This window comes from Enterocloster sp. OA13 (assembly GCF_022440595.1).
Taxonomy (GTDB): Bacteria; Bacillota; Clostridia; order Lachnospirales; family Lachnospiraceae; genus Enterocloster; species Enterocloster hominis.
Genome location: NZ_JAKNTF010000001.1, coordinates 339,110 through 364,394, shown reverse-complemented (window position 1 = coordinate 364,394; position 25,285 = coordinate 339,110). Strand labels below are relative to the sequence as shown.

The 25,285-nt window shown below is 42.3% G+C and carries 30 protein-coding genes; 8 read left to right on the top strand and 22 right to left on the bottom strand.

All coding sequences use genetic code 11. The annotated features are described in order from the left end of the window. Positions 1-33: 33 nt before the first annotated feature. The 3 genes from MCJ35_RS01710 to MCJ35_RS01700 all read right to left on the bottom strand — a co-directional run bounded on the left by MCJ35_RS01710 (position 34) and on the right by MCJ35_RS01700 (position 2,291). Positions 34-1,380, bottom strand: coding sequence for a relaxase/mobilization nuclease domain-containing protein (locus tag MCJ35_RS01710; protein WP_002569184.1), 1,347 nt, complete (start codon positions 1,378-1,380; stop codon positions 34-36). Next, positions 1,341-1,670 carry a plasmid mobilization protein gene (locus MCJ35_RS01705; protein ID WP_002569185.1) on the bottom strand — a complete coding sequence of 110 codons (330 nt, stop codon included), beginning with the start codon at positions 1,668-1,670 and terminating at the stop codon, positions 1,341-1,343. Before MCJ35_RS01705 ends, MCJ35_RS01710 begins: the two co-directional genes overlap by 40 nt. Positions 1,671-1,937: 267 nt before the next feature. Next, complete coding sequence (locus MCJ35_RS01700) at positions 1,938-2,291, bottom strand: helix-turn-helix transcriptional regulator (RefSeq protein WP_002569186.1); 354 nt, start codon at positions 2,289-2,291, stop codon at positions 1,938-1,940. A gap of 384 nt (positions 2,292-2,675) precedes the next feature. Between MCJ35_RS01700 and MCJ35_RS01695 the strand changes: the two genes are divergently transcribed. From MCJ35_RS01695 to MCJ35_RS01670, 7 genes are all read left to right on the top strand, one after another. Continuing rightward, positions 2,676-2,855, top strand: a complete 180-nt coding sequence (locus tag MCJ35_RS01695; RefSeq protein ID WP_002588768.1) for a cysteine-rich KTR domain-containing protein — start codon at positions 2,676-2,678, stop codon at positions 2,853-2,855. 23 nt (positions 2,856-2,878) lie between these two features. After that, positions 2,879-3,868, top strand: a complete 990-nt coding sequence (gene rlmN / locus MCJ35_RS01690; protein WP_002569187.1) for a 23S rRNA (adenine(2503)-C(2))-methyltransferase RlmN — start codon at positions 2,879-2,881, stop codon at positions 3,866-3,868. Positions 3,869-4,118: 250 nt separating this feature from the next. Continuing rightward, positions 4,119-4,304: a hypothetical protein gene (locus MCJ35_RS01685; RefSeq protein ID WP_009243795.1), complete on the top strand. Its 186-nt coding sequence runs from the start codon at positions 4,119-4,121 to the stop codon at positions 4,302-4,304. 101 nt (positions 4,305-4,405) lie between these two features. Continuing rightward, positions 4,406-4,846, top strand: a complete 441-nt coding sequence (locus MCJ35_RS01680; protein ID WP_002569188.1) for an RNA polymerase sigma factor — start codon at positions 4,406-4,408, stop codon at positions 4,844-4,846. Then, positions 4,827-5,087: a helix-turn-helix domain-containing protein gene (locus tag MCJ35_RS01675; RefSeq protein ID WP_002569189.1), complete on the top strand. Its 261-nt coding sequence runs from the start codon at positions 4,827-4,829 to the stop codon at positions 5,085-5,087. The genes MCJ35_RS01680 and MCJ35_RS01675 overlap by 20 nt, the downstream gene beginning before the upstream one ends. Before the next feature lie 417 nt (positions 5,088-5,504). Further along, positions 5,505-5,732 (top strand): transposon-encoded TnpW family protein, encoded by a 228-nt coding sequence (locus MCJ35_RS31570; protein ID WP_004613661.1) that lies wholly within the window; start codon positions 5,505-5,507, stop codon positions 5,730-5,732. A 100-nt stretch (positions 5,733-5,832) separates the two neighbouring features. After that, entirely contained in the window at positions 5,833-7,509 is a 1,677-nt protein-coding gene (locus MCJ35_RS01670; RefSeq protein WP_002569190.1) for a recombinase family protein, read from the top strand. 48 nt (positions 7,510-7,557) lie between these two features. Here the strand turns inward: MCJ35_RS01670 and MCJ35_RS01665 are convergent, their stop codons facing one another. The 8 genes from MCJ35_RS01665 to MCJ35_RS01630 form a co-directional block, all read right to left on the bottom strand. Next, entirely contained in the window at positions 7,558-7,749 is a 192-nt protein-coding gene (locus MCJ35_RS01665; RefSeq protein ID WP_120056026.1) for a recombinase family protein, read from the bottom strand. Positions 7,750-7,751: 2 nt separating this feature from the next. Then, positions 7,752-9,410, bottom strand: a complete 1,659-nt coding sequence (locus tag MCJ35_RS01660; protein ID WP_024739136.1) for a recombinase family protein — start codon at positions 9,408-9,410, stop codon at positions 7,752-7,754. Further along, positions 9,403-11,088 (bottom strand): recombinase family protein, encoded by a 1,686-nt coding sequence (locus MCJ35_RS01655; RefSeq protein ID WP_006567759.1) that lies wholly within the window; start codon positions 11,086-11,088, stop codon positions 9,403-9,405. The genes MCJ35_RS01660 and MCJ35_RS01655 overlap by 8 nt, the downstream gene beginning before the upstream one ends. A gap of 182 nt (positions 11,089-11,270) precedes the next feature. Further along, positions 11,271-11,528: a DUF6870 family protein gene (locus tag MCJ35_RS01650; RefSeq protein ID WP_006567760.1), complete on the bottom strand. Its 258-nt coding sequence runs from the start codon at positions 11,526-11,528 to the stop codon at positions 11,271-11,273. A gap of 108 nt (positions 11,529-11,636) precedes the next feature. After that, the gene (locus MCJ35_RS01645; protein WP_006567761.1) at positions 11,637-11,999 is read right to left on the bottom strand and encodes a helix-turn-helix domain-containing protein; all 363 of its coding nucleotides are present in this window, start codon (positions 11,997-11,999) and stop codon (positions 11,637-11,639) included. A 211-nt stretch (positions 12,000-12,210) separates the two neighbouring features. Then, positions 12,211-12,582 (bottom strand): helix-turn-helix domain-containing protein, encoded by a 372-nt coding sequence (locus MCJ35_RS01640; RefSeq protein WP_006567762.1) that lies wholly within the window; start codon positions 12,580-12,582, stop codon positions 12,211-12,213. A gap of 371 nt (positions 12,583-12,953) precedes the next feature. Beyond that, entirely contained in the window at positions 12,954-14,258 is a 1,305-nt protein-coding gene (gene ltrA, locus MCJ35_RS01635) for a group II intron reverse transcriptase/maturase (protein WP_024739147.1), read from the bottom strand. Positions 14,259-14,807: 549 nt separating this feature from the next. Then, complete coding sequence (locus MCJ35_RS01630) at positions 14,808-15,134, bottom strand: helix-turn-helix domain-containing protein (protein WP_233458272.1); 327 nt, start codon at positions 15,132-15,134, stop codon at positions 14,808-14,810. Between the two features lie 250 nt (positions 15,135-15,384). Here MCJ35_RS01630 and MCJ35_RS01625 point away from each other — a divergent pair, with 250 nt between their 5' ends. Beyond that, a complete protein-coding gene (locus MCJ35_RS01625; protein ID WP_008724765.1) occupies positions 15,385-16,197 on the top strand; it encodes a hypothetical protein in 813 nt (270 codons plus the stop codon). 164 nt (positions 16,198-16,361) lie between these two features. Here the strand turns inward: MCJ35_RS01625 and MCJ35_RS01620 are convergent, their stop codons facing one another. The 11 genes from MCJ35_RS01620 to mobV form a co-directional block, all read right to left on the bottom strand. Beyond that, the gene (locus MCJ35_RS01620) at positions 16,362-17,279 is read right to left on the bottom strand and encodes a hypothetical protein (RefSeq protein ID WP_008724762.1); all 918 of its coding nucleotides are present in this window, start codon (positions 17,277-17,279) and stop codon (positions 16,362-16,364) included. Between the two features lie 181 nt (positions 17,280-17,460). Beyond that, a complete protein-coding gene (locus tag MCJ35_RS01615) occupies positions 17,461-17,793 on the bottom strand; it encodes a helix-turn-helix domain-containing protein (RefSeq protein WP_006567768.1) in 333 nt (110 codons plus the stop codon). A gap of 510 nt (positions 17,794-18,303) precedes the next feature. After that, a complete protein-coding gene (locus MCJ35_RS01610; RefSeq protein WP_141709597.1) occupies positions 18,304-19,035 on the bottom strand; it encodes a hypothetical protein in 732 nt (243 codons plus the stop codon). A 6-nt stretch (positions 19,036-19,041) separates the two neighbouring features. Further along, positions 19,042-19,443: a hypothetical protein gene (locus MCJ35_RS01605; RefSeq protein ID WP_006567770.1), complete on the bottom strand. Its 402-nt coding sequence runs from the start codon at positions 19,441-19,443 to the stop codon at positions 19,042-19,044. Positions 19,444-19,446: 3 nt separating this feature from the next. After that, complete coding sequence (locus MCJ35_RS01600) at positions 19,447-20,064, bottom strand: septation protein SpoVG family protein (RefSeq protein WP_006567771.1); 618 nt, start codon at positions 20,062-20,064, stop codon at positions 19,447-19,449. A gap of 32 nt (positions 20,065-20,096) precedes the next feature. Beyond that, positions 20,097-20,759: a hypothetical protein gene (locus tag MCJ35_RS01595; RefSeq protein ID WP_155858395.1), complete on the bottom strand. Its 663-nt coding sequence runs from the start codon at positions 20,757-20,759 to the stop codon at positions 20,097-20,099. Between the two features lie 128 nt (positions 20,760-20,887). Further along, entirely contained in the window at positions 20,888-22,858 is a 1,971-nt protein-coding gene (locus tag MCJ35_RS01590) for a recombinase family protein (protein ID WP_006567773.1), read from the bottom strand. Between the two features lie 54 nt (positions 22,859-22,912). Beyond that, the gene (locus tag MCJ35_RS01585; RefSeq protein ID WP_002596259.1) at positions 22,913-23,104 is read right to left on the bottom strand and encodes a hypothetical protein; all 192 of its coding nucleotides are present in this window, start codon (positions 23,102-23,104) and stop codon (positions 22,913-22,915) included. A gap of 70 nt (positions 23,105-23,174) precedes the next feature. Further along, positions 23,175-23,405: a YdbC family protein gene (locus MCJ35_RS01580; RefSeq protein WP_002596258.1), complete on the bottom strand. Its 231-nt coding sequence runs from the start codon at positions 23,403-23,405 to the stop codon at positions 23,175-23,177. A gap of 45 nt (positions 23,406-23,450) precedes the next feature. Next, positions 23,451-24,305, bottom strand: a complete 855-nt coding sequence (locus MCJ35_RS01575; protein WP_002596257.1) for a ParB/RepB/Spo0J family partition protein — start codon at positions 24,303-24,305, stop codon at positions 23,451-23,453. An 8-nt stretch (positions 24,306-24,313) separates the two neighbouring features. Next, on the bottom strand, positions 24,314-25,279 hold the full coding sequence (mobV, locus tag MCJ35_RS01570; RefSeq protein ID WP_002596256.1) for a MobV family relaxase: 966 nt from the start codon (positions 25,277-25,279) through the stop codon (positions 24,314-24,316). Positions 25,280-25,285 lie beyond the last annotated feature (6 nt).

Here is a 25,285-nt window from a genome sequence, read left to right as displayed (position 1 = left end):
TATCATAGCACAGCGGCGGGGATTTTGCTATCCTTATCCGCGTTCTGTTTCCTTTTCCCGTTCCGGCTGTCTGTCTGCCTGTAAAATGCTGTCAATGTTCTGCTTGATAATATCATATTCCCGGACTTTCTTTTTCAATTTTCCATAGTCGGCGTAAAGGGCTTCTTTCTGCGCTTGGAGGGCTTCATACTCCGATTGCAGCGCGGCGAGGTTCGGGAGCTTCGCAATGCCCGCCGCTTTCAGTGACCTTACGGCGGCTTCATGGAGGATAATTGCCTGTTCCTGTCCGGCGCGGTACTTCTCCCTGTTCCTTGCCTTGCGGTATGCGTCATAGACAGGCTTTGTCTTTTGATAGGTGGAAACATTCTTGATAAGCACCGCCATTTCCGCAAGCCGCTTTTCGGCGTTCTTCAATGCGTCTGCCGCCTGTCCGCTTTCCGCTGCCATTTCCTCAATCCGGCTGACTAAATCCGCGTACTGCTCAATCTTATGTTCCGTCAAGAAATTCATTGTTTTAGCTGCCTGTTTCAGATTGTGGATTTTCGCCCACTGTTCATAGCCCTTACTCTGCGCTGCCTTGATACTGTTCTCAATGTCGATAAGCAGCGACACGCCGCGCTGCTCTCTGGGAGCTTTCGCCACCTTTGTCCGTCTGCCCGCTATCCGTTCCCTTACGGCTTCCTCTGTATAGTCTGCGCCGAGGGTTTTAAGGCGGGTGAAGCGTTCCTGTCCGGGGGCGCGGCATGATACATATTTCCCCGGCTTTATCTCATAGCCCGCCGCCTGTAACCGCGTTAGCAATTCCTCAAAACTGGAAACTTGGGGGATAAGCGCGTCAACAGTGGTTTTCAGCTTGCCTTTCCAACTTGTACCCGTCTTTTCTGCCTGGTACTCCGCATAGCTCTTTCCCTTGCTGCCCTTGCCGGGGACGACAACGGACAAGCCATTTTCCCGGCACAGCTTGTCGCTCATGTTCCGTATGCCGTAATAGCTCCTTTTGTTGGAATTGTATTTATGGTGGTCTACAAAGTTCACCGCGCAAAAAATGATATGGTTATGGACGTGTCCTTTGTCAATGTGCGTCGTGAGTACATACTCATGCTGCCCCTTTGTTACCGCGTCGGCAAGCTGCTTTCCGATTTCATGGGCTTTCTGATAATCGACTTCCCCCGGCTCAAAGGACTGTATCAGATGAAAGGCTAAATTGTTCCCCTTTTGGAGTGCTTGCGACAGGGTATATTCAAACTCAATATCTGCCGTTTCATAGGAGCAACCGAAAGAGGACACAAGCATTTTCCCGTCCGTCTTGTCCGGGTTTTCGATATAGTCAAGGGCTTTGCTTAGAGTGCTTTTAATAGGCTTAATCTTTGTAACCGCCATATCTCCGCAAGCACCCCCTTTATTTCCTCTATGTCCTCTTGGTATGCGTTCCCCGTCGCGTTTACGCGGCGTGCTATCTGGTTGACGTTGACACCGATTTTCTGTATCTCTGCGGTCATAGCCTTTATATCGGCGTGGTCTATCTGAATGATATACCCGTCAATGGCAATCTTCCGCAGATACGCCGCCATGTTCCGGGTGGGTACGAGCTTCATTTTTTCCAGTATTAAATCCCGTTCCGCTTCCGTCACTCTGAATTTGATTTGCACTGTCCTTTTGCGTCCGTCCATGTGTTCGCTCCTTTCCTTTCCGTTCCGAGGGTTTGGGACACTTCCCAACAAGCAATTTTCAACCGACGCGCCGCAGCGCGGGAGGGCGAAAATACGGAAGTGGTACCCGCTTCCTATGCTTGCTACGAATGTTTTTATCCTTTAGGCTCTTATCACCTACTACGGAGAAAAAGCGATTTTGCCAAACTTACGCAAAAGAAAAACGCTGCAACCTCAAAAAAGATTACAACGCTTTCTAAATCCTGTTCAGTTTTAAGTCGGACATTCCTATTCGCCCTCTTTTTCGACTTCGGAAATCTCCTTTGCCGTTGCGGTTACAATCCGTATGCCTGTATCGCTCATACCGTCAAGAAGCGCGTCAAGCTGCCGCCGCTGCGTGTTCTTCTCCGGCGGCGTTTCTAAAAGGAATTGGTCTACGGATATATGGTAACGCTGTATCAGCTCAAAGAATATCTGTAAACTTGGGTGCTGCCCCTTGTTCTCAATGTTCGCAAGGTAGCGCGGCGAGATAAACATTTCGTCGCCTACTTTCTTGCGGCTCTCCTTGCATCCCTCACGCGCTGCCTTTATCGCTGCCCCAAAAGCCTTAAAGTCGTATCGTGGTACTGGTCTTTTTGCCATAGTTATTCACCCTATTACATTTTACTGTTCCCCTTTCTTCTTGGATATGTCTACGTAGTTCTATCAGTTAGCCAAAATAATTCATATATATATATGTTGACAACAAGCTGCTTTTGTATATAATATTATATAAAAGGGGGGGAATGTTTATGTTACATAGCATGCGTATTCGATAAGCATTGAAATCAAAAAAGATTTTTCCCATTTTCAATATGGGCTTTTTTGTCATGCTTATTTTGCGTATGCTATACAACAAAACTAACGACGTATAGACATAGTATAAAAACTATGCCTTAATTTTGTTGTAGTATTATATGTATAAATGCAGGTCAATGCTCATGTTGAGAATTGACCTGCATTTTTTTGCGCAAAAGGAGAAATATTATGCTTGAAAAATATTGGATAAAATGTCCAATTTGTAACGGAAAGACGAGGGTTCAAGTATTTTATAATACGGTATTAAGAAATTTTCCTCTTTTCTGCCCTAAATGTAAATTAACGCATATCGTTGATGTTGAAAAACTAGAAATCATAATCAAAAACTCTGAAAAACAAACTTTTTAATTTTGAAAAGGAAGGATATTTAAATGAAACACTTACCTAAAAGTACACCTACGGAAATATTGAATGACCCATACGGATTTACTTACAAAGAAATGTCGGAAGTAATTGGAGAGGATAAAGCAAGAGCCTTATATACGGAATTGTATAAACAGCCATTTCACAAAGAAAATCTATCAATATCAACAAAAAAAGTCTATAAAAGTAGCGATACTGAAAAGTATGTTTATGAATTGAAAGATAACAGGTATATTGAAACGGTTTTTATTAAACGGCGAGATGGTGGGACTGTTTGCGTAAGTACGCAAGTTGGTTGTTCTGTTGGCTGTATTTTTTGTGAGTCCGGACGCAATGGTTTTGTTCGTAATCTAACACCGTCTGAAATTGTGCAGCAGGTTGTATTGATACGTCAAAAAGTAAATCGTATCGTTTTTATGGGAATGGGAGAACCTTTATTCAATTACGACAACTTGATTGCAGCAATCCATATTCTTCGAGATAGAAATGGACTTAACTTTCCAACCGACGGCATTACCGTATCAACAGTTGGTCCAGTTAATCAATTAAAAAAATTGCGCGAAGAACATCTAAAAATTCAGTTGACAATATCTTTACATGCAGCAACACAGGCTGCGAGAAACTGTATCATTCCTCATATGCACATGTACGCTATTGAAGATGTTGTTAAGCAAGCATTGTCCTATTCTCAAAGGCATAATCGAAAAGTGGTATTTGCGTATTTGCTTTTACCAGGTATAAATGACCGTTCCTCAGATATAAGGCAACTTGCAAAATGGTTTAAGGGCAAAAATGTTATGATTAACGTGCTGCAATACAACCCGACGAGTAATTCAAAAATTAGAGCACCACAAAAACAAGAAATGGTTGCGTTCAAACATCAATTAGAGCAAACAGGACTTGAAGTTACCATGAGAGTTTCTCATGGTAGAGAGATTAAAGCAGCTTGTGGACAGTTAGCTAATACATATAATAAAGCCAAAAAACAACAGAAATAATTTAATTAAAAGAGCCAGACGCACAGACGCAGAGCCGATAATATGCAGTTTGAAATACTGCTGTTATCGGCTCTTTTTTGATTTTAATTTGTGCCCCTAATAACCATATTGGAGCAAAATCAGAACTGTTGCTTGTCGTTCTTTGATTTCCGCAGCAGCTTTGAAAAATCAAAGCCGCCGTTTCTTTTTATCTTCTAATGAAATGACGCGGTATCACTGTTGAAATCGGCGGCTAAAGGAGGTAGCCGCCATGAAGCAAAAAGCATATCGACAAAATCCGACAGTTATTGACTTATCAAAAAAAGCCCGCCCACCACCGGGGGAAACTACGCTTATATATATGAACTGTCTAATCATCTGGATACTGCTTACAATGCCTATGCGCCCGTCCGGGCTTTTCGGACGGGCGCATTTTGTACGTTCAAAAAATTTTTGAAGAAATTTCAAAAAATCTTCGGCGTTTTTGAAAAACGCCGTATTGCCCCGCGAAAAGGGGGGAAGCACCACCAACTTTCCAACGAGAAAGGAGGTGAGAATGTGGAACCTAATAGCAGGGAGTTTTACAAACAGTGTGCTTTTCAGAAGTTTTGTAATACGGTATTGCACAATGAAGCTTGCGACACCCATAGAGAACTTCGCAGACACAAGGCAAAGGAAGTGACCTTTTCCGACATGACCTTAGACGAAGCGCGGCAGCTTCATACGTTTGATGAATATTTCAAACGTGAAGCCGCCGAAACCGTCTTTGAGAAAGCCGGGAAGAAAATCACGCCAAAGCTGCTTCTTGAAGCAATCCGTACTTTGCCGGAAGAAAAGCGCAAAGCCATATTGCTGTATTACTTCGAGGGAATGAACGATACCGAGATTGCGGAGCTGTTCAACACGTCGAGAAGCACGATACAGTACAGGCGGACAAGCTCTTTTGAGAAATTAAGAAAATATCTGGAGGAAAATGCTGATGAATGGGACGAATGGTAACGAACCCGGCTACCCGGAAAATGCCCTTGTTCCTTATCCTGTCATTGTGGCAGCGACAAAGGGCGACCCGGACGCCATGAAGATTGTCTTGCAGCATTTCAGCGGCTACATAGCCCGCCTCTCCATGCGGAAGCTGTACGACGAGCGCGGGAACGTCTATTTTGGCGTAGACCACGACATTCGGGAACGGCTGCAAGCAAAACTGATGATGGCTGTCCTCACCTTTAAGGCAGAGGAATAAACCGCAGCGGCGGCGGGACGCTTTCTCTCTCCCCCTTTTCCGTTCCGCTGCTGACGCGGCAGCAAAGCCATTCTGAACCTTGACAAAGAAAGCGGCGCAAGATAACGGCGGCGCAGCATAGGGCAAATCGGATACGTTCCTTTTGCGCCGAGCCATACGGCGGGTGCGCCATGACGCTATCCGGGTGAGGTTATCCCCGCCCGGACAGCCGAGCGACCAACACCGCGCCGGAAAGCAAGTGTAGCGGCTTGCGGGCGACGACACGCAGAATATACAATGATACTTCCTTACAGCCACAGTCCGAGCGTTAAGAGCGTCGCAGGCAATGGGTAGGGCGGCATGAGAACCATGCCGGGGTGAAATTCCCATGAGGTTATGCTAATAACCGTCCGATTAAAGCCTTTGTTTTATTGAATAGTGGACTTGCTGCTATTCATAGACTATATTATATGTTTGCGAAAGAAAGGGGGATTTTCTTTGACGCAAAACCAAACGCCCGTTACCACAACGGAGCATAAAATAGGAAAAGTTACTTACCTTGTATGTTCGTCCGCAAGTGAACGCGCAACGGACACACTGGATAAAAAGATAAAAAAACTCATTCGCAAAGACATGGAACTGAACCCCGCAAACGCCCGGAAATAGGGCGTTTCTTCACATTTTATACATGACACAGGCAGCGGTATGTGGTATAATATAGACAGTACAAATACCATGCTTGTCTGTCGTCGGAAAGGAGGACAAAATGTTACAGACAGACAAGATTACCGCTTTATATTGCAGATTGAGCCAGGAAGATATGCAAGCCGGGGAAAGCGAGAGCATACAGAACCAAAAACTGATTTTACAAAAGTATGCTGACGAACACCACTTTTTCAACACGCGCTTTTTCGTAGACGACGGATTTTCCGGCGTGAGCTTTGAGCGTGAGGGGCTTCAAGCCATGCTGCATGAGGTTGAAGCCGGGAACGTGGCGACCGTCATAACAAAAGACCTTTCCCGTCTGGGACGTAATTATCTGAAAACCGGGGAGCTGATAGAGATTGTCTTTCCCGAATATGAAGTGCGCTACATTGCCATTAACGACGGTGTAGACACAGCAAGGGAAGATAACGAGTTTACCCCTCTGCGGAACTGGTTCAACGAGTTTTACGCCCGCGACACCTCAAAGAAAATCCGGGCTGTCAAACAGGCAAAGGCGCAGAAAGGCGAGCGCGTCAACGGCGAAGCTCCTTACGGCTACCTTATCGACCCGGATAACCGCAATCATCTGATACCCGACCCGGAAACGGCGCACGTCGTAAAACAGATTTTTGCAATGTATGTACGGGGCGACCGTATGTGTGAAATCCAGAACTGGCTGCGGGACAATGAAATACTGACCGTCGGGGAACTGCGCTACCGCAGGACAGGGAGCAAACGCCACCCCCGCCCACAGCTCAACGCATGGTACAACTGGCCGGATAAGACGCTGTACGACATTCTGACAAGGAAAGAATATTTAGGGCATACCATAACCGGGAAAACCTACAAGGTATCTTATAAGTCGAAAAAGACGAAAAAGAACCCGGAGGAAAAAAGGTATTTCTTCCCCAACACTCACGAACCTTTGATTGATGAAGAAACCTTTGAACTTGCACAGAAGCGGATTGCCACCCGGCAACGCCCGACAAAGGTTGATGAAATTGACCTGTTTTCCGGGCTGCTCTTTTGCGGGGACTGCGGCTACAAAATGTATGCAGTACGCGGAGCCGGGACGCTTGAACGGAAACACGCCTACACTTGCGGCAACTACCGCAACCGGGCAAGAAATGATATGCTCTGCACTACGCATTATATCCGCAAAAGCGTATTGAAAGAACTTGTCCTTGCAGACTTGCAGCGAGTAACGTCTTATGTGAAAGAGCATGAACAGGAGTTTATCGAAACAGCCAACGAGTGCAGCGCAAAGGCAGTACAAAAGACGCTGACACAGCAGCGGAAAGAGCTTGACAAGGCGCAGAACCGTATTAACGAGCTGAACATCTTATTCCGCAAGCTCTACGAGGACAACGCTTTAGGGAAACTTTCAGATGAACAATTTGCTTTTCTGACTTCCGGCTATGATGAAGAAAAAAAGACGCTGACCCGGAGGATTGCGGAGCTGTCACAGGAAATCGACAACGCCACCGAGCGCAGCGCGGACGTAAAAAGGTTTGTCGCACTGGTACGCAGATACACAGCGATTGAAGAACTGACCTACGAAAACGTCCATGAATTTATTGACCGTATTCTTATTCACGAACTGGATAAGGAAACGAACACCCGCAAAATCGAAATCTTTTATAGCTTTGTCGGCAGAGTTGATACAGGTGACAAGCCTACCGAAAGTATCTCCTATTTCAGACAGATAGGAGCCGACGTAAAGAGTTATGCTATCTAACATACATCAAAAAGAGGTAAGATAACACCCTCTGCAAAAAAGGTATCGTTATCTTACCTCAACAAAATTACTGCCAGTGTAGCCATCATCAATAAATTCTTCTACTTGATAATCATGAAATTCACTGTGTTCCTCCTTGAATCGGTTAAGCAATCTTCTTTGGTTTGTAATGCTGCAGCTTTCATCGTCTCCATCTTCCCTGGAAAGACGTTCATAAAAAAGCAGAAATTTTTTCTTCATCCTCACACCGCCTTTGCAATCAAATCCATGCTGAATATATCTTCAAATTTGAAGATAACTTCCATGGAGGTTTTGTCTATAATTTTGATTTCCGAAATCAATTCATCAATAATCTCCGCTGTCACGCAGAGATTTCCCTGCTTGTCCATCAATGCAGAAAGCCATTTGTTCTTTAAAGAATATCTCCTGACCATATCATTTGACTCTATAATCAAACTCCCTTTTAGTGCCCTCAGTTCATCAACCTTCTCCATATTCTGTCTTTTAAATTCTATGTACTCTCTTTTATCCAGAATCTGATCTACATAATCTTCGTATAATTGTTGCTGCCTCACTAAAAGGCTCTGGATTTCCCGGTCAATGTCAGCAATCTGATTCTGGTATTCCCGTTTCAATTTGGTTATAAAAGAGTCCTTTTTATATGCTTTTTTCTCCTTCATTGCTATACTGACCCACTTATCTAAGAGGACCGTAACAGCTTTTAATACTGCTTTTTCATTGATAAATTTGTTCTTGCAATGATTAGGTGCTACATCATGTCCAGGACAATGATATTCAATACCTATTCCCTGCTTTGTATGATACCTGCTTTGTGACATATGCCTTCCGCAAACTCCACATACGAGCTTCCCTGCGAATAATCCATATTTCTTATCAATTTCTCTGGTAAAGCTATTCACCCAGATTTTCTGTGCGTTCTTTTGGGCCCTGTCATAAATTGCCTGCTTTATGATACGGGGTAGAGCATCCTCTTCAATATTCCATTCCTGCCGCGGCACCCTTTTTAATTTTTTTCCTTTATAATAGCTTTGTTCTGTTTTATGGGTAACCAAACAGCCAATATAAACGGGGTTCTGAATGATACTAGAAATGAAATTGCCCAGCCACAGATACTTTTCCGGGTTCTTTTCTACCTTTTCTGCTTTTCCATGTTTTATCAAGTGATAGGCTTTCGGCGAGGGAATATTCTCCCTATTCAATATTTGGGCAATCTTATAGTATGAATATCCTTCCAGCACAAACATGTTAAATATACGGACAACAACAGAGGCAGCTTCCGGGTCAATCACGAGTATTTTACTATTGGCTTTTGAACGCTCAAATCCATATGGCGGCCTCGCTCCCCAGAACTCCCCATTGCCTCTGGCCAGTTCATGGGCCTGGGTAAGTTTTTTGGAAGAGATACGGGCGTAATATTCATTTGCCAGATGTTTAATCACATAAACCATTCGTTCTTTGCTGCATTGTGGATCTGCACTGTCATATCCATCGTCTATGCTGATGAAACGAACATCTAATTCCGGGAATACTACATCTAACAGCTCCAGCGCTTCCAAATAGTTTCTTCCAAATCTGCTAAAATCCTTAACGATTACTGCATTGATTTTTCCAGACTTAATATCTTTGAGCAGTTCAGAAAAGCCCGGACGATTAAATGTAGTGCCCGAAACACCATTATCGCAGTATTCACCGGTCAGAATACTTCCTGACAGATTCCTGCTTATAAATTCCCCGTTTCTCTGCAGCTGATGACTAATGGAATCATCGTTTTTTATTTTATTGCTTCTAACCGATAAGCGTGCATAAGATCCAAATCTGTATTCTCTAAGTGAGAAAATAACTTGTTCTTCAACCAGATTCCTTCTGCTTTTTCTAGCCACACATGACACCGCCTTCCCCTAAGCTTTCCAGGAATGTTTCCATTTTCTGGTTAGGCAATTCTGTACAAATCTGTCTGATTTTTGCTATGACCTTTCTAAATTCATCTTTAAACCAGAACGTAATTTCCAGATTTCCCTTTTCGGAGACTTGAATACTCTTTATACAACTAACTACCAGCCTCCGGTCAAGTTCCTTTACCTGACCGAATTGCAAAAAATGATCAATCCATGCATTCTTACCACAGATATTCCGAAATATATTATCATTTTCTACCTTTTGCTGCTCAATCAGCTTTTCCAGTTCAGTACAACGGCTTGAATACTGTTTTTTCAGCTGAAGGTATTCCTCTCTTGTCAGCAGCTCGTCCTGATAGTCACCGTATAATGAGGCAGCTAATTTCATATTCCTCTGGTAATCCTTTTTTAACATTTCCATCCGAGAGCTTTCCTTCTGTACCCTGCGGTCCGAAAATGGTATTGTATCAACATATGACAAGATTGATTTTAAATCAGTAAGAACAGAAATATGGTATTGTATCAGCAGAAGAATGTTTTTTTTCAACTTTGATTCTGAAACCCTGTGAGGCGAACATGTCCTGCTATTCTCCCTGTTGGTAGAGCACACATAATATCCATATTCCTTTCCACCTGCTTTCGTGGATTTGCGTACAAGTGATTGATGGCAGTCTATACATTCCAGTAGCCCAGAAAAAAGATATACGGTTTCCTGACCAGGCGCTGTCCGCGTATCATGCTCTAACAAGTGATTGACAATCATAAAATCAATCCAGCTCACAAGGGGAGGCATTGCCCCCTCTACGACAGCCCACTCCTCTTCGCTTTTGTAGATTATTTTCTTTACTTTAAAGTTCGGAGTAGTGGTTTTTCCTTGTATCAGTATTCCCAGGTAAGCGGTATTATTAAGAATTCTTCCTACAGCTACGGCAGTCCAATGGCTACGTTCATATTTTTTAAATGTTGTCCTGTACCGGACCCCCTGTGATACTTTATAGTCTGCCGGCGGCAAAATACCAAGGCTGTCAAGCCGTGTTGCGATGGCATCCTGACTTAAACCACAGAGTTTCCAGCGAAAGATATCCCGCACCACCTCCGAAGCGATAGGGTCAAGAATCAACCTGTGATGATCATTTGGATCTTTTTGATAGCCATAATACGCGTATGCCCCGACAAAAAGTCCCTGCTCACGCATAGCCTTTAATGTATTTCGGATACTGATACTTGTATTTGCCGGATAGCTTTCATTTAACAGACTTTTAATGGGTAATGTTAGAAAATCCTCTTTGCAGGATTCGGCTTCACTGTCATAGTTATCATCAATCGCAATAAAACGGACGCCCCACTCCGGGAATCTACGCTGTACATACCGCAATACTTCCGTAAAATCTCTGCCCAAACGACTCAGATCTTTTACGATAATACAGTCAATCTCCCCACTTTTAATCAGATTCAGGATTTTCTTGAAACCGGGGCGATTGAAGTTTGTACCAGTATACCCATCATCGACTGCTTCACCGATGATTTGGATTTCCTGTTGTCCGCCACAATAACGCTGTACTATGACTCTTTGATTTTTAATGCTGTCGCTTTCAATCTGATCGCCATCCTCCACGGATAAGCGCAGATAAGCATAAGCACGATAGATATGATTTTTACGCATAAAAACAGCTCCTAACCACTTATTAGTTAGCGCATGAACCCTGGGTCATACATCAAATAAGTAGCAGGAACCTGCTTAAATGTTTAGTTCTATTCCGCTTTTATTTTACCATGATTCATTCCAGTTGTCCACACCTATCTAACCATTTATCACCTTCTTTTTTTCTCTTTTGCGAATCTCAATCAACACTCTGCTTTTTCTATCAAATTTTCAATTATGTCGGATAAGGTCCTGCCCGTACTTGAATAAGATACCTTTATCTTCATGTCCCCCACGCGGAACAGGTAGGGATTTACTCCTTCGTCCAGTATTTTTCTCATTCTCTTCTCACATGGTAAAGAGGTATCTATTTTTACACTATTCAAATCCACCAGCGTATCAATATCAACCTCATCCAACTTTATCTGTTGGAAAGCATCCAGCTCTTCAATCGTAAGCATTTCTCTATACCTCCCGGGACAATGATTTTCTTTACATCTTCTTAACGATATTTCACAAACGCCAAAAGTGTCATACTCAATACAGACCTTATGAAATGGTTGTATCTATCATCTCCCGGTTCCATCACGAAGGGTAAATCCGGCTTTATTCATGTTTTCTTTAATACAAGCAGCAGTCTCCAGTAAAAAACTCGCTTCTCTCCCTGAACAGCCTTTTATGATATTTATAAAGGCCAATATGTACTGTTCCTTCGTGTCACCAATATCTGAAGATTCTATCAATACAGGGTATACGTTCAATGCCTCCAATACATTCAAGTAGGATTCCATACTTAAATTTCTCAAACCGTTTTCAACTTTACTCATATGATTTGCAGACACCCCTGCCCGTTCTGCAAGCTTCTCTATTGTATATCCTCTTTCTTCTCTTAAAGTACGAATGTTTTGAGCAATATTAAAATTGTTAACCATCTTCGTACCATACTCCTTTTTAAGTTTGAATGTATTTTACATGATGATTTCCTGTTTGAGAACGGACTGTAAAGACCAATATCATCCAATTCTAGCGTATAATTTGCCATTTCAGATTTTCCGACATAAATCCAGAAAAAAAGAACTGCCTGTAGATGGCAGCTCTCTTACAAAACATATTCTATTTTCAACTAATGCCGTAAATTTATACTCACGCAACTTTATCATCATTGTCATTATTTGAAAGGGCTATTTTGCTTAAACTGCCTTTCATCGACTCAATTGTGTCTAAGTAAAACTGAAGTTCCAACTCCGGACATTCCTTTAAGATACATAAGAAACGTGACAATAGTTCTATGCTCTTTTCCGTCCCATCTGCTTCAGATACCAAAACAGGAACAACCTCTAAAGCTTCCAGTATTTTTATATATGTTTTCATGCCGATTGTCCTGGAGCCAGATTCTACCTTACTCAGATGGCTATGTGATATTCCGGCCAATTCGGCCAGGGCTTCCTGGGTCAGACCTCTTTCTTCGCGTGCCCTTCTAATGTTCTCTGTTATTGAACATGTATGATCCTTCATATGTTTGTCTCCTGTTTACCGTTTATCGAGTGTCCCCATACTACGATTTTTCATCGCAATACACGTTTAAAATTATTACCTATCATTTTTTCACTTTCATCTCGCAAGCCCATTCACATTGATTTAAAATGCTGCCATCACACCACCAGTAGCTCTCTATAATCAGCGCGACTCCTCCACTCAACGGTTTACCATAAAAATATGTGCTATTATAGAGCATGCCTTTTTCTATGTCAACATTTTTTGATTTAATAGACATTTTTTCTCGTTTACTCGAACCATATCCCATCGAATAGAGTAGAGAAATAACAGCGAGTGTTATTTCCCTCTCATTGAACCGTACGTACGGGTCTCGTATACGGCTCTACAACCTATATTCCAACATTTCTTAGATAATAGTTTAAAGGATTGAGCAGTCCTGCTCCGTCCTTTATTCTTGTTTCCAGTACTTCCGGACTGATTATATAATTAACAACATTCATTCCGCTTCGTCTATACCAACCGAGCCTTGAGTTTGCTACCTTATATATGGCTTCATGGTCAAATCCACACTTATATTTCTGGTTTAAATAGCACAGATTTTTGTATATTCTCTTAGGCACTTTCCATTGTTTTAGAACAATCACCCTCATCTTGTGCCTTAGCCATGCTCCAAACTCTTCCATAAATTGTTTCATCATTCCGATTCTGAAATAATTAATCCACCCTCTCGCTATTTCATTCACTCGTTTTATTGTTTCAGCCAGCGGTCGTGCAATCGCTTTATTTCTTTTAAGGTATTCACTTAGCTTCTGTTTCAGTTTCTTTTTCTTTCCTGTTGTGGGTTTTACTTTCCATTCCCCTCCATGTTTGAGAAAAGTGAAGCCAAGATACTTACTTCTTGTTGGTCTGACTACTTTCGTTTTTGTAACATTAACTTTTAGGAACAGCTTTCTTTCTATCCATTCTGTTATGGATTTCATTACTCTGTTGGCTGCTTTTTCACTTTTAGTGAATACTATTGTGTCATCTGCGTACCTCGTAAACCGAAGTCCCCTTTGTTCCAGTTCCTTATCTAATTTATCAAGATATACGTTTGACAGCACAACAGACAGGGGACCACCTTGTGGCACTCCGCTTATTGCTGCTTTTTCCAGCCCTTTTTCCATTGCTCCTGCTTTCAGATATTTCCGAATCAGGTGCAATGTGGTACTGTCATTCACTTGCTCTCTAAGAATTTGAATTAATTTGTCATGATTTACTTTATCAAAGAATTGCTCTATATCTATGTCTATCACCCATTCATATCCCTCGTTCAGATACTCCAGTGCTTGTTTTATGGCATCATGACAACTTCTTCCAGGTCTGAAACCATAGCTAAATTCACTGAATATTTCTTCATAAATATCTATAATTGGCTGAGCAATCGCTTGTTGTATTACTCTATCTAAAACCGTTGGAATCCCCAATGGCCTCATTTTTCCATTATCTTTCGGAATATAAACTCTTCGTACTGGTTTGGGCATATAGGTTCGGTTTCTGATTGATTGAACAATTTCGTCTTTGTTTCCTTTGATGTATGCACCAAGTTCCCCGACTTTCATTCCGTCAACTCCACCTGCCCCTTTATTCGCTGCTACTTTCTTATAAGCTCTGTTTAGATTTTCCTTTGATGTAATCACATCTATTAATTCCATTGTTGTTACTCCTCTTATTATCACAAAATTTATGCACATCACCCCTCTCGATCCAGACAGTATTCCTCGGTTACGTTCCTACTTTTCCAGTCCATCTGATTTCTGGCTAATGCATCATTCTTTTAATAACGATTCGTACTATAAATCGTTTCAGTCCTTCGGCTTTTACCCCTACTATGACTTCATCTGACTCCCTCCCCAAACCTTTTTCGACCATATCTTACGATATGTGGGTAGGGTCTCCCAAGGTAAGACACTAATCTTTCATTCCACAACCTCTTGATTTACAACTTCGGTTTACGTTTACCATTTGGGCTTCGGCTTGGTTTGCAGCCTTCCCCACCTAATCGCCTTATCAAGTTTCTGTTCGTAGGCTCAAGAACTTTGCTACACCACTTCCTCCATCTATATCATTACTGATACCGACTTGTGATTCGCTACACTTGGCGGTAAAAACCCGTGGCTGGACTTTCACCAGCAAGATTAGTGCCATGCTTGGCACACAAAACAAGAGACATCTCAAAGATCAGAGATGCCTCTTGTCCAGCTTTAACTTTCTGTTTCTATCTTTTCTAAGCTTAAATAAGCGTCCAAAATACAAAGCATCACCCGCTTTTGCTCTGGCGTTAATTGATATATACGTTCCAGCAATTCCTTATCAGCATTATCCTCCGTATATCCAAACAGATAATTGGGGGATGTACCTAAAACATCACATATAATGAATAAAAGCGAAACGCTGGGAAGCTTATTGCCAGCTTCCAACTGCCTGATATATCCATGGTTTACATGACACCTTTCAGCCAATTCCTGGTATGACAATTTGCATTCTTTTCTTTTACCTCTCAACTTAGCACCGAATTCTTTTGGGTCCACATCACACCTCACCATCTATATGCATATTACCATTAGCTACTTTTGTTATCTTCTAGTATAATTCCACTTTCCCCTCCGCAACAGTCCACCAAAATATGACACATGTTATATCTCAGTTTCATTTGTATATAAAAAGATTGTCTATTTCAGGGAACATTTGTAGATTAGTTTTACTAGACATCCATATGAATAAACGTTATCTTATAGATACGAAAATAAACTTTTAGATAACATTTCGGAGGAAAATACTATGAGGCTGGCTTCAAAATTTTTAACAGCACTAGAAGGTAATTTCGATTCTTCCCAGGTCGAGAAGGCGTTCTTTGAAACAAATCAACTTTTTCTATCGCAAAGTGATGTAAGTGATGAAGATATCTCTGATTTACTGGATGTTTGTAAAGAATTCTTTCCTTTACCCTATCTTACTGAAGACAAACAGTATGAGCAACTTTGGGCCCGGCTTGAACCTGCATACTATCGGCATATAAAAGAATGGGAACAATTCACTCAGGCTATAGCGCGCTGCCGAAAAAAGCGCAAACTAAAACGGCTCTGTATTGCTTCTCTTGTTAGTATTCTTTTTATTATTACTTTTGTATTGCTTATTGTACACCGTCCAGTTTCCAAATCCGAATGCTGGATTTGTTCGGGTAAACTCCAATCGTATATCTCGTATGAGTCTGCATTTGGTGTAATAAACTTAAACTCACGATCCGTTAGTACTATTCCAAAAGGAAGTTGGGAGGGAAATCATAGTGTCACAATCACCTCTTCCGAGAACGGAACTATGATTATAACCTCACCCATTACCTCCGAGAGCTATCGTGCAGATATATATATGCAGGCTGACTCCCAGCCAGATGAATCTCTTATATCAAAATATCTATGTACGGATTGTGTAAAGATATGGAGTGAGAACAAATACGATGTACTTCTCATGGACGCATCAGGTACACCTTTTCCTATATCTGATAGTATGGAACTTGCTTTGCCACCATATACAGTCACTGCGTCTTCCAAAAGTACAGAATGCATCCGCATTACCTTTGAGAAAACGAAATAAAATACGAGCTTTTTACGTAAGATACATACACAAAAGAAAACGCCACATGAACATAGTGAAGTGTTCATGCGGCGTTTGCCAAAGTAACAATTTACATCATTTTGTCCGGACACCCACCCTAAAATTTATTTTAATTTATTGCATTAAAAGATTGTTGTATTTTTTCACATCATATCCGTTTCCGATTCGATAAATGGAGGGATTTCTGATTTAAGAAAACCGTCCCAAAAATCATGATTTAACTTTAAGTGTTTCATAACCTTTGCTTTTATAAAAGAATTGTTCATAAAATATGAATAAATGTCTTCTTTAGTAACTTCCTTTATTACAGTTAATTTATTTGTGACCCACCAATCACCGCTATATTGAACACAATGTCCCTCTGCTTTCACTTGAAAAAGTCTTATTGCAGATAATGATCCTCTTTTATAGTTTTTTATGGATTCTAAATATTCCGTTCTGCCTGGACACAATGCTACGCCCTCTATTGTTGTACAAAAATGTAAATAGCAATCCTGAAAATCTGTAACATATGGATTTCTTACTTTTACTATACATGGTATATTGAGTCGATATTCACAGCCTTTTGTTTTCAAACGCCCATTTATTTCAGGTATAGCCTTATATCCATACATTGGTTTTGATAATTCCAGATTTCCAACATCAACATCATCACAATCATGAATCACTTTTATTATTTTAATATCACATAAACGTATCTTAATTTCTTTATCCACCACAGAATGAAAACCATCTGGTTCTTGCTGTTCACGCCTTAAAATAAGTTCATGTTTTGTTATTTCCACTGGAAAGGCTATTATATCCATATTATTCTTTAAATATATTTTAAAAACATAAAGTCTTACATTACTATATATTTTTATTTCATTTATATAAATTCTATTCATTTTACAATAATCGTGGATTAAACACAGGAAGTCGCTTTCATATGGTAACATTGTCATGTTATTCTGTATATTTCTTGTCTGGAGAATCATGTGCTTCTCCCTGTTTCTTTCCCATATTTCAAATTCGACTATCATTAATATTTCCTTAACATATTTTTTTATCTCATCTATCAAATTAACCCTCCACAAAAAAGCTATTATTTAGACTTTTATGTTACTTGTTATTTCGTAATTTGTCAAACTTTGGCTCGTTCCATTAACAAAACAAAATGCAAAAGGGAGCCGCAATAACGCGCTCCCTTTAATAATCATCAACCAATTACTTGAGAATATTCTAAATATACAGAGACACAGATTATGCCTCCTCACCCTTTTTCTTTTCTTCATAAGTTATATAAGCGTCCAGCATACATATCATTGTGTTTTTTTGTTCTGGACTAAGCTTATACAGGCGATTTAATAGTTGCTTATCATCGCCTGCTTCTGCATATTCCAAGAGGTAATTGGGGGACGTTTCCAACTCATCACACAGGCTCAATAACAATGGCATACTGGGAACCTTTTTCCCGCTTTCCAATTGTCGGATATAGCCGTCATGTACATGACATAGATCAGCCAATTGCTGGCTTGTCAATCCACACTGTTTACGTTTTTCCCTGATTTTCCTACCTAATCTCTTGGTATTCATTTAATCCCACCATTCACTAATAGTTACATTTGTTATAATTTAGTATACAATCCGGTTCTTCAAATATACAGACCACCATTTTATTACATGCATTAACTTTTAGTTACAAACAACAGTAAAAGAACAATCTAAAAGCACAAACTATCAGCCCTGTTTTCAGCGGATTTTATTGTTACATTCCGCTGCCTGCCCAAAATTCCACATATCTGTATGCATTACTGTCTATTATGGTTCCATAATCTCCCAGTGTATAACCATAGAGACGCAGGGCACATGTCCTTCTGGTGTCTATCAGGTCATAATTGTAACTATTTGCATAAAAAGGGGGTTTTGAATTAACGCCTGCAAGATAGCTGGTATATACTTGATTAATTCTGCTATACGCACAATATCCCTTCTGGGAATCCCTCCTGTATCAGTGCCTCATATCTAGTTTGATTGATTACTTTTTTGTTATCCACCACTTATTCCTCCATATTCCATCTGCTTATTCTAAATCATTTCTGCGCATTATCGAATTTTCTTTTCTCCTGGCCGGATAATATCTGGAATCTGTAGTTTTAACCGCTCCGCAAACTCCATTGCGCTAACAAACTCCGTTTTTTCATAGTCTACAAGTTTTTCTGGCAGATTATAAATTTCTGTATCAGCATAATAATATAATCCCCGCAAGGTTCCAGCATCATATCCGAAATCCTCCGGCTTATATTCCGCCATACTTTGCAGACAATTCAATGGCCAGCATTCAACCTTTTCATCCTCATCATCTGCAAAAATATAGTCTTTGCCGTCCTGATCAAGCCGCAGAAAATAGATTATATCCTCTGATAAGGCAGAGATAATAAGAGAGTGGCAGCCATCATCCTCAAAACCATAAATTTCTCCTGATACCATCTTATTTATGGAGATATCCTCTATCAATTCCATTTGTTGGACAATATTCTGGATAGTCTTTAGCATTTCGTAATCTTCAGATATAGATTTTGAAAATATCTCACCCAATTCCGCACTACCAAGGTCGTTTCCAATTATTTTTCCATTGTAATCAATGTTGCCTGCGTTTGGTTCTTCAATTGCACCGCCAGATTTCCGGTAAGGAAGAGTATAAAACCAGCGCCCTTCTTTTATGGTTTCTCCATATATGACTGAACCGGCAAATTCGTGTTCAAATGACACCGCCACTTCCCGGCATCTTCCTTTCAATGTCCAGCCTACATGTTCCATGTTTATTTCTATGCTCACCACCTCCTATTGATAGATTAATGTCTGTTCTTCGACTTGAATATCACGATCTGTCTGGATAACCTCACACGCCCGTCCTTCAATCTCTTCCCAGCTCAACCCGGTAAAATTATGAATGCAGGTAATTAGGGAACTTCCCTGTTCCATGTACAGATACTCCTTTGTACCGGCATCAAAAAACATATAAAAATCAAAATCCGGTTCAAAGCTGTCGTCCTCATCATCTTCATATTTTTCATACCAGACACCGCTATGTATTTGCAAGCCAAGTTCCTGGATAACCAAGTGTTTTTTGTCCAGCCAGACCTGATGTTCCTCATCCGTTTCAAAAAGGAAGTTCTCGCCATCCCATTCTTCCTCTTCCAATTCCTCCAGACGGCCTATTGTAGTATTGATTTTCTTCTCCATAAGTCACCTCGCTTTTTCCTTTGCAGAGCGCAGTTTTTCCCTATTCTGCTCAAACTGGCTCATAATATCTCCCTGCAGCCTGTCATGAAAATCCTTTGTCACTGGATAGCAGATATCCTGATATTCCGCCTTTCCTTCAACCATGCGTCGCTGGGAAGGCATAGCCACAAAGTTATTTCCTGCAAAGGATCGTTTGACAGAAATCTGATTAACTACAAATACATCACCAATCACAAGTCTGGCATATGCCTTAGTGGTATTGGACAAATCTCTGTTGTTTACTACCTGAACATAATAGTCAAAATCTTCCTCCCCATAAGTGAGGTCAACTTCGTTTTTCCCTCCCATACGTTCCTGGTACGCCTCCAGAATTTCTCCCCTTAATGCGGTACTGAAATCCGTAGTTTTTGGAAAAAACACATCACTGTATATCGGCTTATTCTGTTCATCTTTTTCCCCCGTTGGATACTGCGGCATACTCACATAAAGATTCCCTGATCTTCCCTCCCTGATAGTGATACCGGTTACTTTAAATCTGTCACCGAACGTTACCGCAGCAAATGCCCTCAGTTTTTTATCTTTCTCTGTTGATACCTCATAAATATTTACTGTATATTTCATAATTTAGTCTCCTTCTACTTTTTTAATGAATTCTATCTGGACATCGCCGGTTCCGGGAGTTCCTCTGTTACCACCAGTTCTTCTCCCTCATCTTTTATCTCCAGCTCGTTATTGATTTCCTGCTGGCGGATTAGTTTTTGTTTCAACTCCGATTCATAGGGGAATTCTTTATTAAACTCCCTTTTAGATTCCTCCATATTTCTTTTGTACTCTTCCAGTTTTTCTTTATGTGCGGCAACTCTCTTTTCCAAACTCCCCAACAGGTTCTCCATACGGACCATATTTCCGGAAGCACTGCTGCTCATATCTGCCGAATAAGTCAGTTCCCCACTCAGCTTTATGATACAGTCAGAATACTTTTTTTCTACCACTACATCAAACCCCTTATAGCTGCCCACCGTCCTGCTTTCCATACTTTCAAGGGAATGTGCCATCTCTAAGATAACGCTGCCCGCCGCCTCACGTTCATCATATCTAAGGCCGTTCAGAGTAACGAAAAAGTCCGGCTCCATACAGAGTGCCTGGTCACGTTTCCTGATATCTTTTTCCATAGCATACAATCGGTTCTCAGTCTTCTTAATCAATTCTGGATATTTGAAAAGGAAATTATCCTGATGGACATAGCGCTGGCTCTCATAGCTTGCCTTCAAGACCTGCAGACGCGAAACTTCCGTGTCTACCTCGGTTTTTTCCATAATCATAGGATTCCCAGACGCAATTGCCTTGATTTCCGCAAAGGATAAAATGGTTTCGTCTACGTCCTGACATTCCCTTTCAACCGTTTTGTCTGTCATTATCTGGCTGATAAACCTCTGCTTATTTTCTACAATCCCCCAGAGGTAACTGTCAAATGTCTTTTTCGTGATATAGCGGTATATATTGACTTCTTCATTATCATTTCCCTGGCGTATGATACGCCCTTCCCTCTGCTCAATATCAGTCGGTCATTTTTTGCGGACAGTTCAATACATGCCTGTCTGTTTCGCTCCCTGCTCCTGCGTTTGCTCTCGTTTGATTTCTCCCTCTGTATCTTCTTGGCACAAGCAGGACAATACTTCGATATGCCAGAGCGGGGAACATATTCAACACCGCACACCGTACAATTCTTAGGCTTTAACGCAGTCCACCGCTTTGTCGGTGTGATATGTAATTCACCGACAAAGCCGATGAATTTATAATAAATCTTGATTTCCTGCCGCACCATTCCGTCTGTAAGTTTCTCACGTTCCGAAACAAGTATCTTGTCTATAAGTGCGTTTATGATGGTTGCGTCCAGTTCCTTAATGCCTTGATAGTTGCGGATTAGGGAGAGGAAATCACGGACACCCTGCGTCTTCTCATAGCTGTCGCTGAGCGTTTCCGTTACCTCTTTCAGCCTTGCTTCAATTTCAAGCTGTTCTTTCTGGTATTTTCCCGACATCATCTCAAAATTCCGCTCGGTAATACGCTCCATCACCTTATCTTCATAGAGTGAGGAAAACAGCCTGTCCAGTTCTGCAAGGCGTTTGTTCAGTTTTCTTTGCTCCTTTTCCAGTGCCTTTGCCTTGCTCTGGTCTGTTTCCGTGAGCCGCTTTTCAATCGCCCTCACTGCCTTTTCATCATTGACTGCCATATCCGCAAATCGGTTGATGTCGGTGAGGACAGCGTTGAACAAGTCCCTCGCTTCAATGCTGTGTGCGGTACACATGATATTACCGTATCTGCCATAATTATTGCAGGAATATTGTACGCAGTCGATGATGTCGGGGCGTTTCCTCCTGTTGGCACTCATAGCCCGCATCGCATAGCCGCAGTCCGCACACTTAATAACGCCTGCAAAGATGTTCTCAAAGCCGCCCTTGTTTTCTGGTAATCTGCGGCTTGTAATAAGCTGCTGTACGGTATCAAATTCCTCCTGCGTGACTATCCCCTCATGGGTGTCTGGTATCACTTCCCATTCTTCGGGCAGCTTAGAGGGGCGTTTCTTGCTTTTCATGTTGGCGGCAATCCGCTTGTAGCCTGCAAGGTTTCCCGCATATATCGGGCTTCTTAAAATGCCCCTTACGCTGTTCTCGCTCCAAATATAACGGTTCTCCTCATTCTCCTCAAAATACCTCTCATAGCCTGTTGCCCCCTGCTCCGCCGCATAAGCGGCGGGGCGTAAGATATGCTGTTTGTTGATGTGCTTGCGGATTTTGGCGATTCCGTTGCCCGCTAACGCAAGGTCAAATATTTCCCTTACCACATGGGCAACTTTGTCATCTATCAGCAGATGGTTGTGGTCGGCGGGGTCTTTGACGTAACCGTATGGTGCTGTCGTCCCCATGAATTTCCCCTGCTGAAACCTCGCTCGGTACGCCGATTTTATCTTGACCGACACATCGGCGGAATACATTTCGTTTAGGATGTTGCGGAAAGGCGTGATGTCCATAGCGGATTTATTGAGCGTGTCCACGCCGTCATTGACCGCTATATACCTCACATTATGCTCTGGGAAAAACACTTCCAGATACAGTCCGCAATCAAGATAGTTCCTCCCCAGACGAGATAAATCTTTCGTGATAACGCAGTTTATCAGACCGCTTTCAATGTCCTTAATCATGTTCTGGAAACTTGGTCTTTGGAAATTTGTACCAGAGTAACCGTCGTCCACATACGTTTTTGCTAAGTGCCATCCCTGCTTTTTCACATAATCCGTGAGGATGGATTTCTGTGTCGCAATGCTCGCACTCTCGTTATCCGTGCCATCGTCTTTTGACAAGCGGCAGTACATGCCGACTTCATAAATCTTGTTCTCCATTCTTATTCCTGCCATACTGTAAAACCTCCATATCTGTCCTATCTGTTTTCATGTTCCATTGCGTACATTCTAAGCGGACAGCCCCTCATTGTCGAAGGTGTCGCCCTCGGCAATCTTCTTCCGAATATCCTCGGAAATAATCGGGATAAACGCTTCTGTGACTGTCTGCGTGCCGACATATTCACGGCTGATTATCATCTGAACTGGTGCTTTCGGCACGATACGCTTTCTCTTTTTATCTGCTTTCTTATCCTCGCCCATACTTAAATCTTCCTTTCCAGACAGGGCAGGAGAACGTCTGGAAACGCCCCGCCCTGTCAATCAGATACCATCAATCCCCGCTGTTTACTTCTTTCTGTAATGCTTCAAGGAGTGCTGCTGCTTCATCAGCGTTCAACGTGATACCCTTTCCGCACTTCTCACGGTTCGGGGAAAAGCTGCGGATGTCATATTTCGGCTCTCTTCCGTTCCATGAGATAAGATTGATTTCTTTTGTGTAGCCGCTGTCGCCCTTAGACAATACGGCGATTTCCTTTACAATCTCATACTGGATTTCTTTCATTCTTCATACCTCAATTTTCTGCATTTACCTCCCGAAAAGAGAAGATTAGCGGCTGTCCCTGCCCCGTTTCCTCTGCAATTCACGCTCCAAAAGTTTAATGATGGTTTCCTCCATCTGCTTCGGCGTTGTGTTCTTCGGAAAATACTTTTTCAGCTTGCTTGTGTTGATTTTCAAGGTTTCTTTCTGGTTTCCCTTTTCCTCCGTCATAATTGCAAATATCGTATCCATGTCAAGCCGCCCGCTCTGGCTTAGGCTTTTCATCCGCTGTGCCTGTGAGAGTGAGGGCGTTGCTTCTTCGCTCTCCATCGTGGCAAAGAGGTTTTCCTGCTCGTCTTTCTTCAAAAAGGACAGTTCCACCGCAGGCGTGAGGGCGATTTTCCCCTCGTCCACCATCCGCAAAATCGGCGGTATCAGTTCCGTCAAACGGATAAATCTTTGTACGGTCATCCTGCCTACGCCGAAGCCCTGTGCCACCTTGTCGTCCGTCCGCAACTTCGTCACAACTTGTGACGAGGTTAAGTCTGTGCGGAAACCCTGCCGCTTCATGGCTTCGGATTTCATCTTGTAGGCAAACGCCCGCTCTGATGGCAGGATATTCTCACGCTGTAAATTACTGTCTACAAGGGTGATGATGGCTCGGTCACGGTCTAAGGGCAGGACAAACGCAGGCACGGTATTTATCCCTGCAAGTTCAGACGCACGGACACGCCGCTGCCCTGCAATCACTTCATAGCCGTTCCCGTCCTCTTTCGGGCGTGTGATTATCGGCGTGACAATGCCAAATTCCTTGATGCTTTCCGCTAATTCTGACAGCGTTTCATCCTCTGCCACATGAAACGGATTGTCGGGAAACGGGTACAAGTCTTTGGTCTTTAACACCTTAAAATCCTGTTTCTTCATTCACATATCTACCTTTCTTTCGCTCTGCTTTTATGGTTTTTCTGCAATTCTTCCAACACTTCGGGCGGTATCTTTGAGAGCAGCCGCCCCATCTGCTCGTTGGTTCTCTGCAACTCAAATATCTTCTGGTTCGCTTTCTGCACCTTTAGTTCCTGCTCATACTTTTCATCACGCATACGCCCCGCATAGTCTGATTCCTGCCCGATTTGCTCCTTTAGGCTATTGATATAGGCACTCTGCTTACTGATTTCCTTTGAGAATTTCTCCACGTCTGGGAGCCATGCCGCAATCAGTTCCAGAGCCTTGTCACGCTTCTTCCCTGCATTAAAGGCGTTGATGTCGGACAGTGCAGACACAATTTCCTCATACTGTTTATCAAGCCTGCCGCCCAACTTATAGAGCCATGTGGGGACATGTTTCCGCTTCGTTTCCATTGAGGACTGACCTCTTTCAAGCTGATTCCACCGTGAGGACATCCGCTCATGGTAGGCGGTCTGCCATTCGGACAGGCTCTTTTGATTGCCTAAAATTGTTTTGGCAGACAGCTTATTGTCTGGTGTAATCGGCACAAAACAGAGGTGCATATGCGGCGTTCTCTCGTCCATGTGGACGACTGCGGAGAGGATATTTTTCTCCCCGACACGCTCTGAAATGAAATCCAGAGCCATCGTAAAATACGCTTTCTGTTCTTTGGGCGGCAGGCTGTTCATAAATTCTGGCGAAGCCGTGATAAGCGTTTCCACCATCATCACGCTATCTTTCCTCGTCCTGCACCCTGCTTCGGCTACCATGCGGTTAATCTCTTTCTTGTAGGTGTACCTCGGCGGATTCACAAGATGGTAGTTATCTTTCGAGCGTTCCATATCTATATCTGGATTGCTTTTATAGGCTTCTTTTTTACGCTCGTTGTGGCGTTCGCAAGCCGCAACGCCGCCCGCTTTGCGTTTCTGGAAACGCAGGATTGCATAGGGCATAATTCA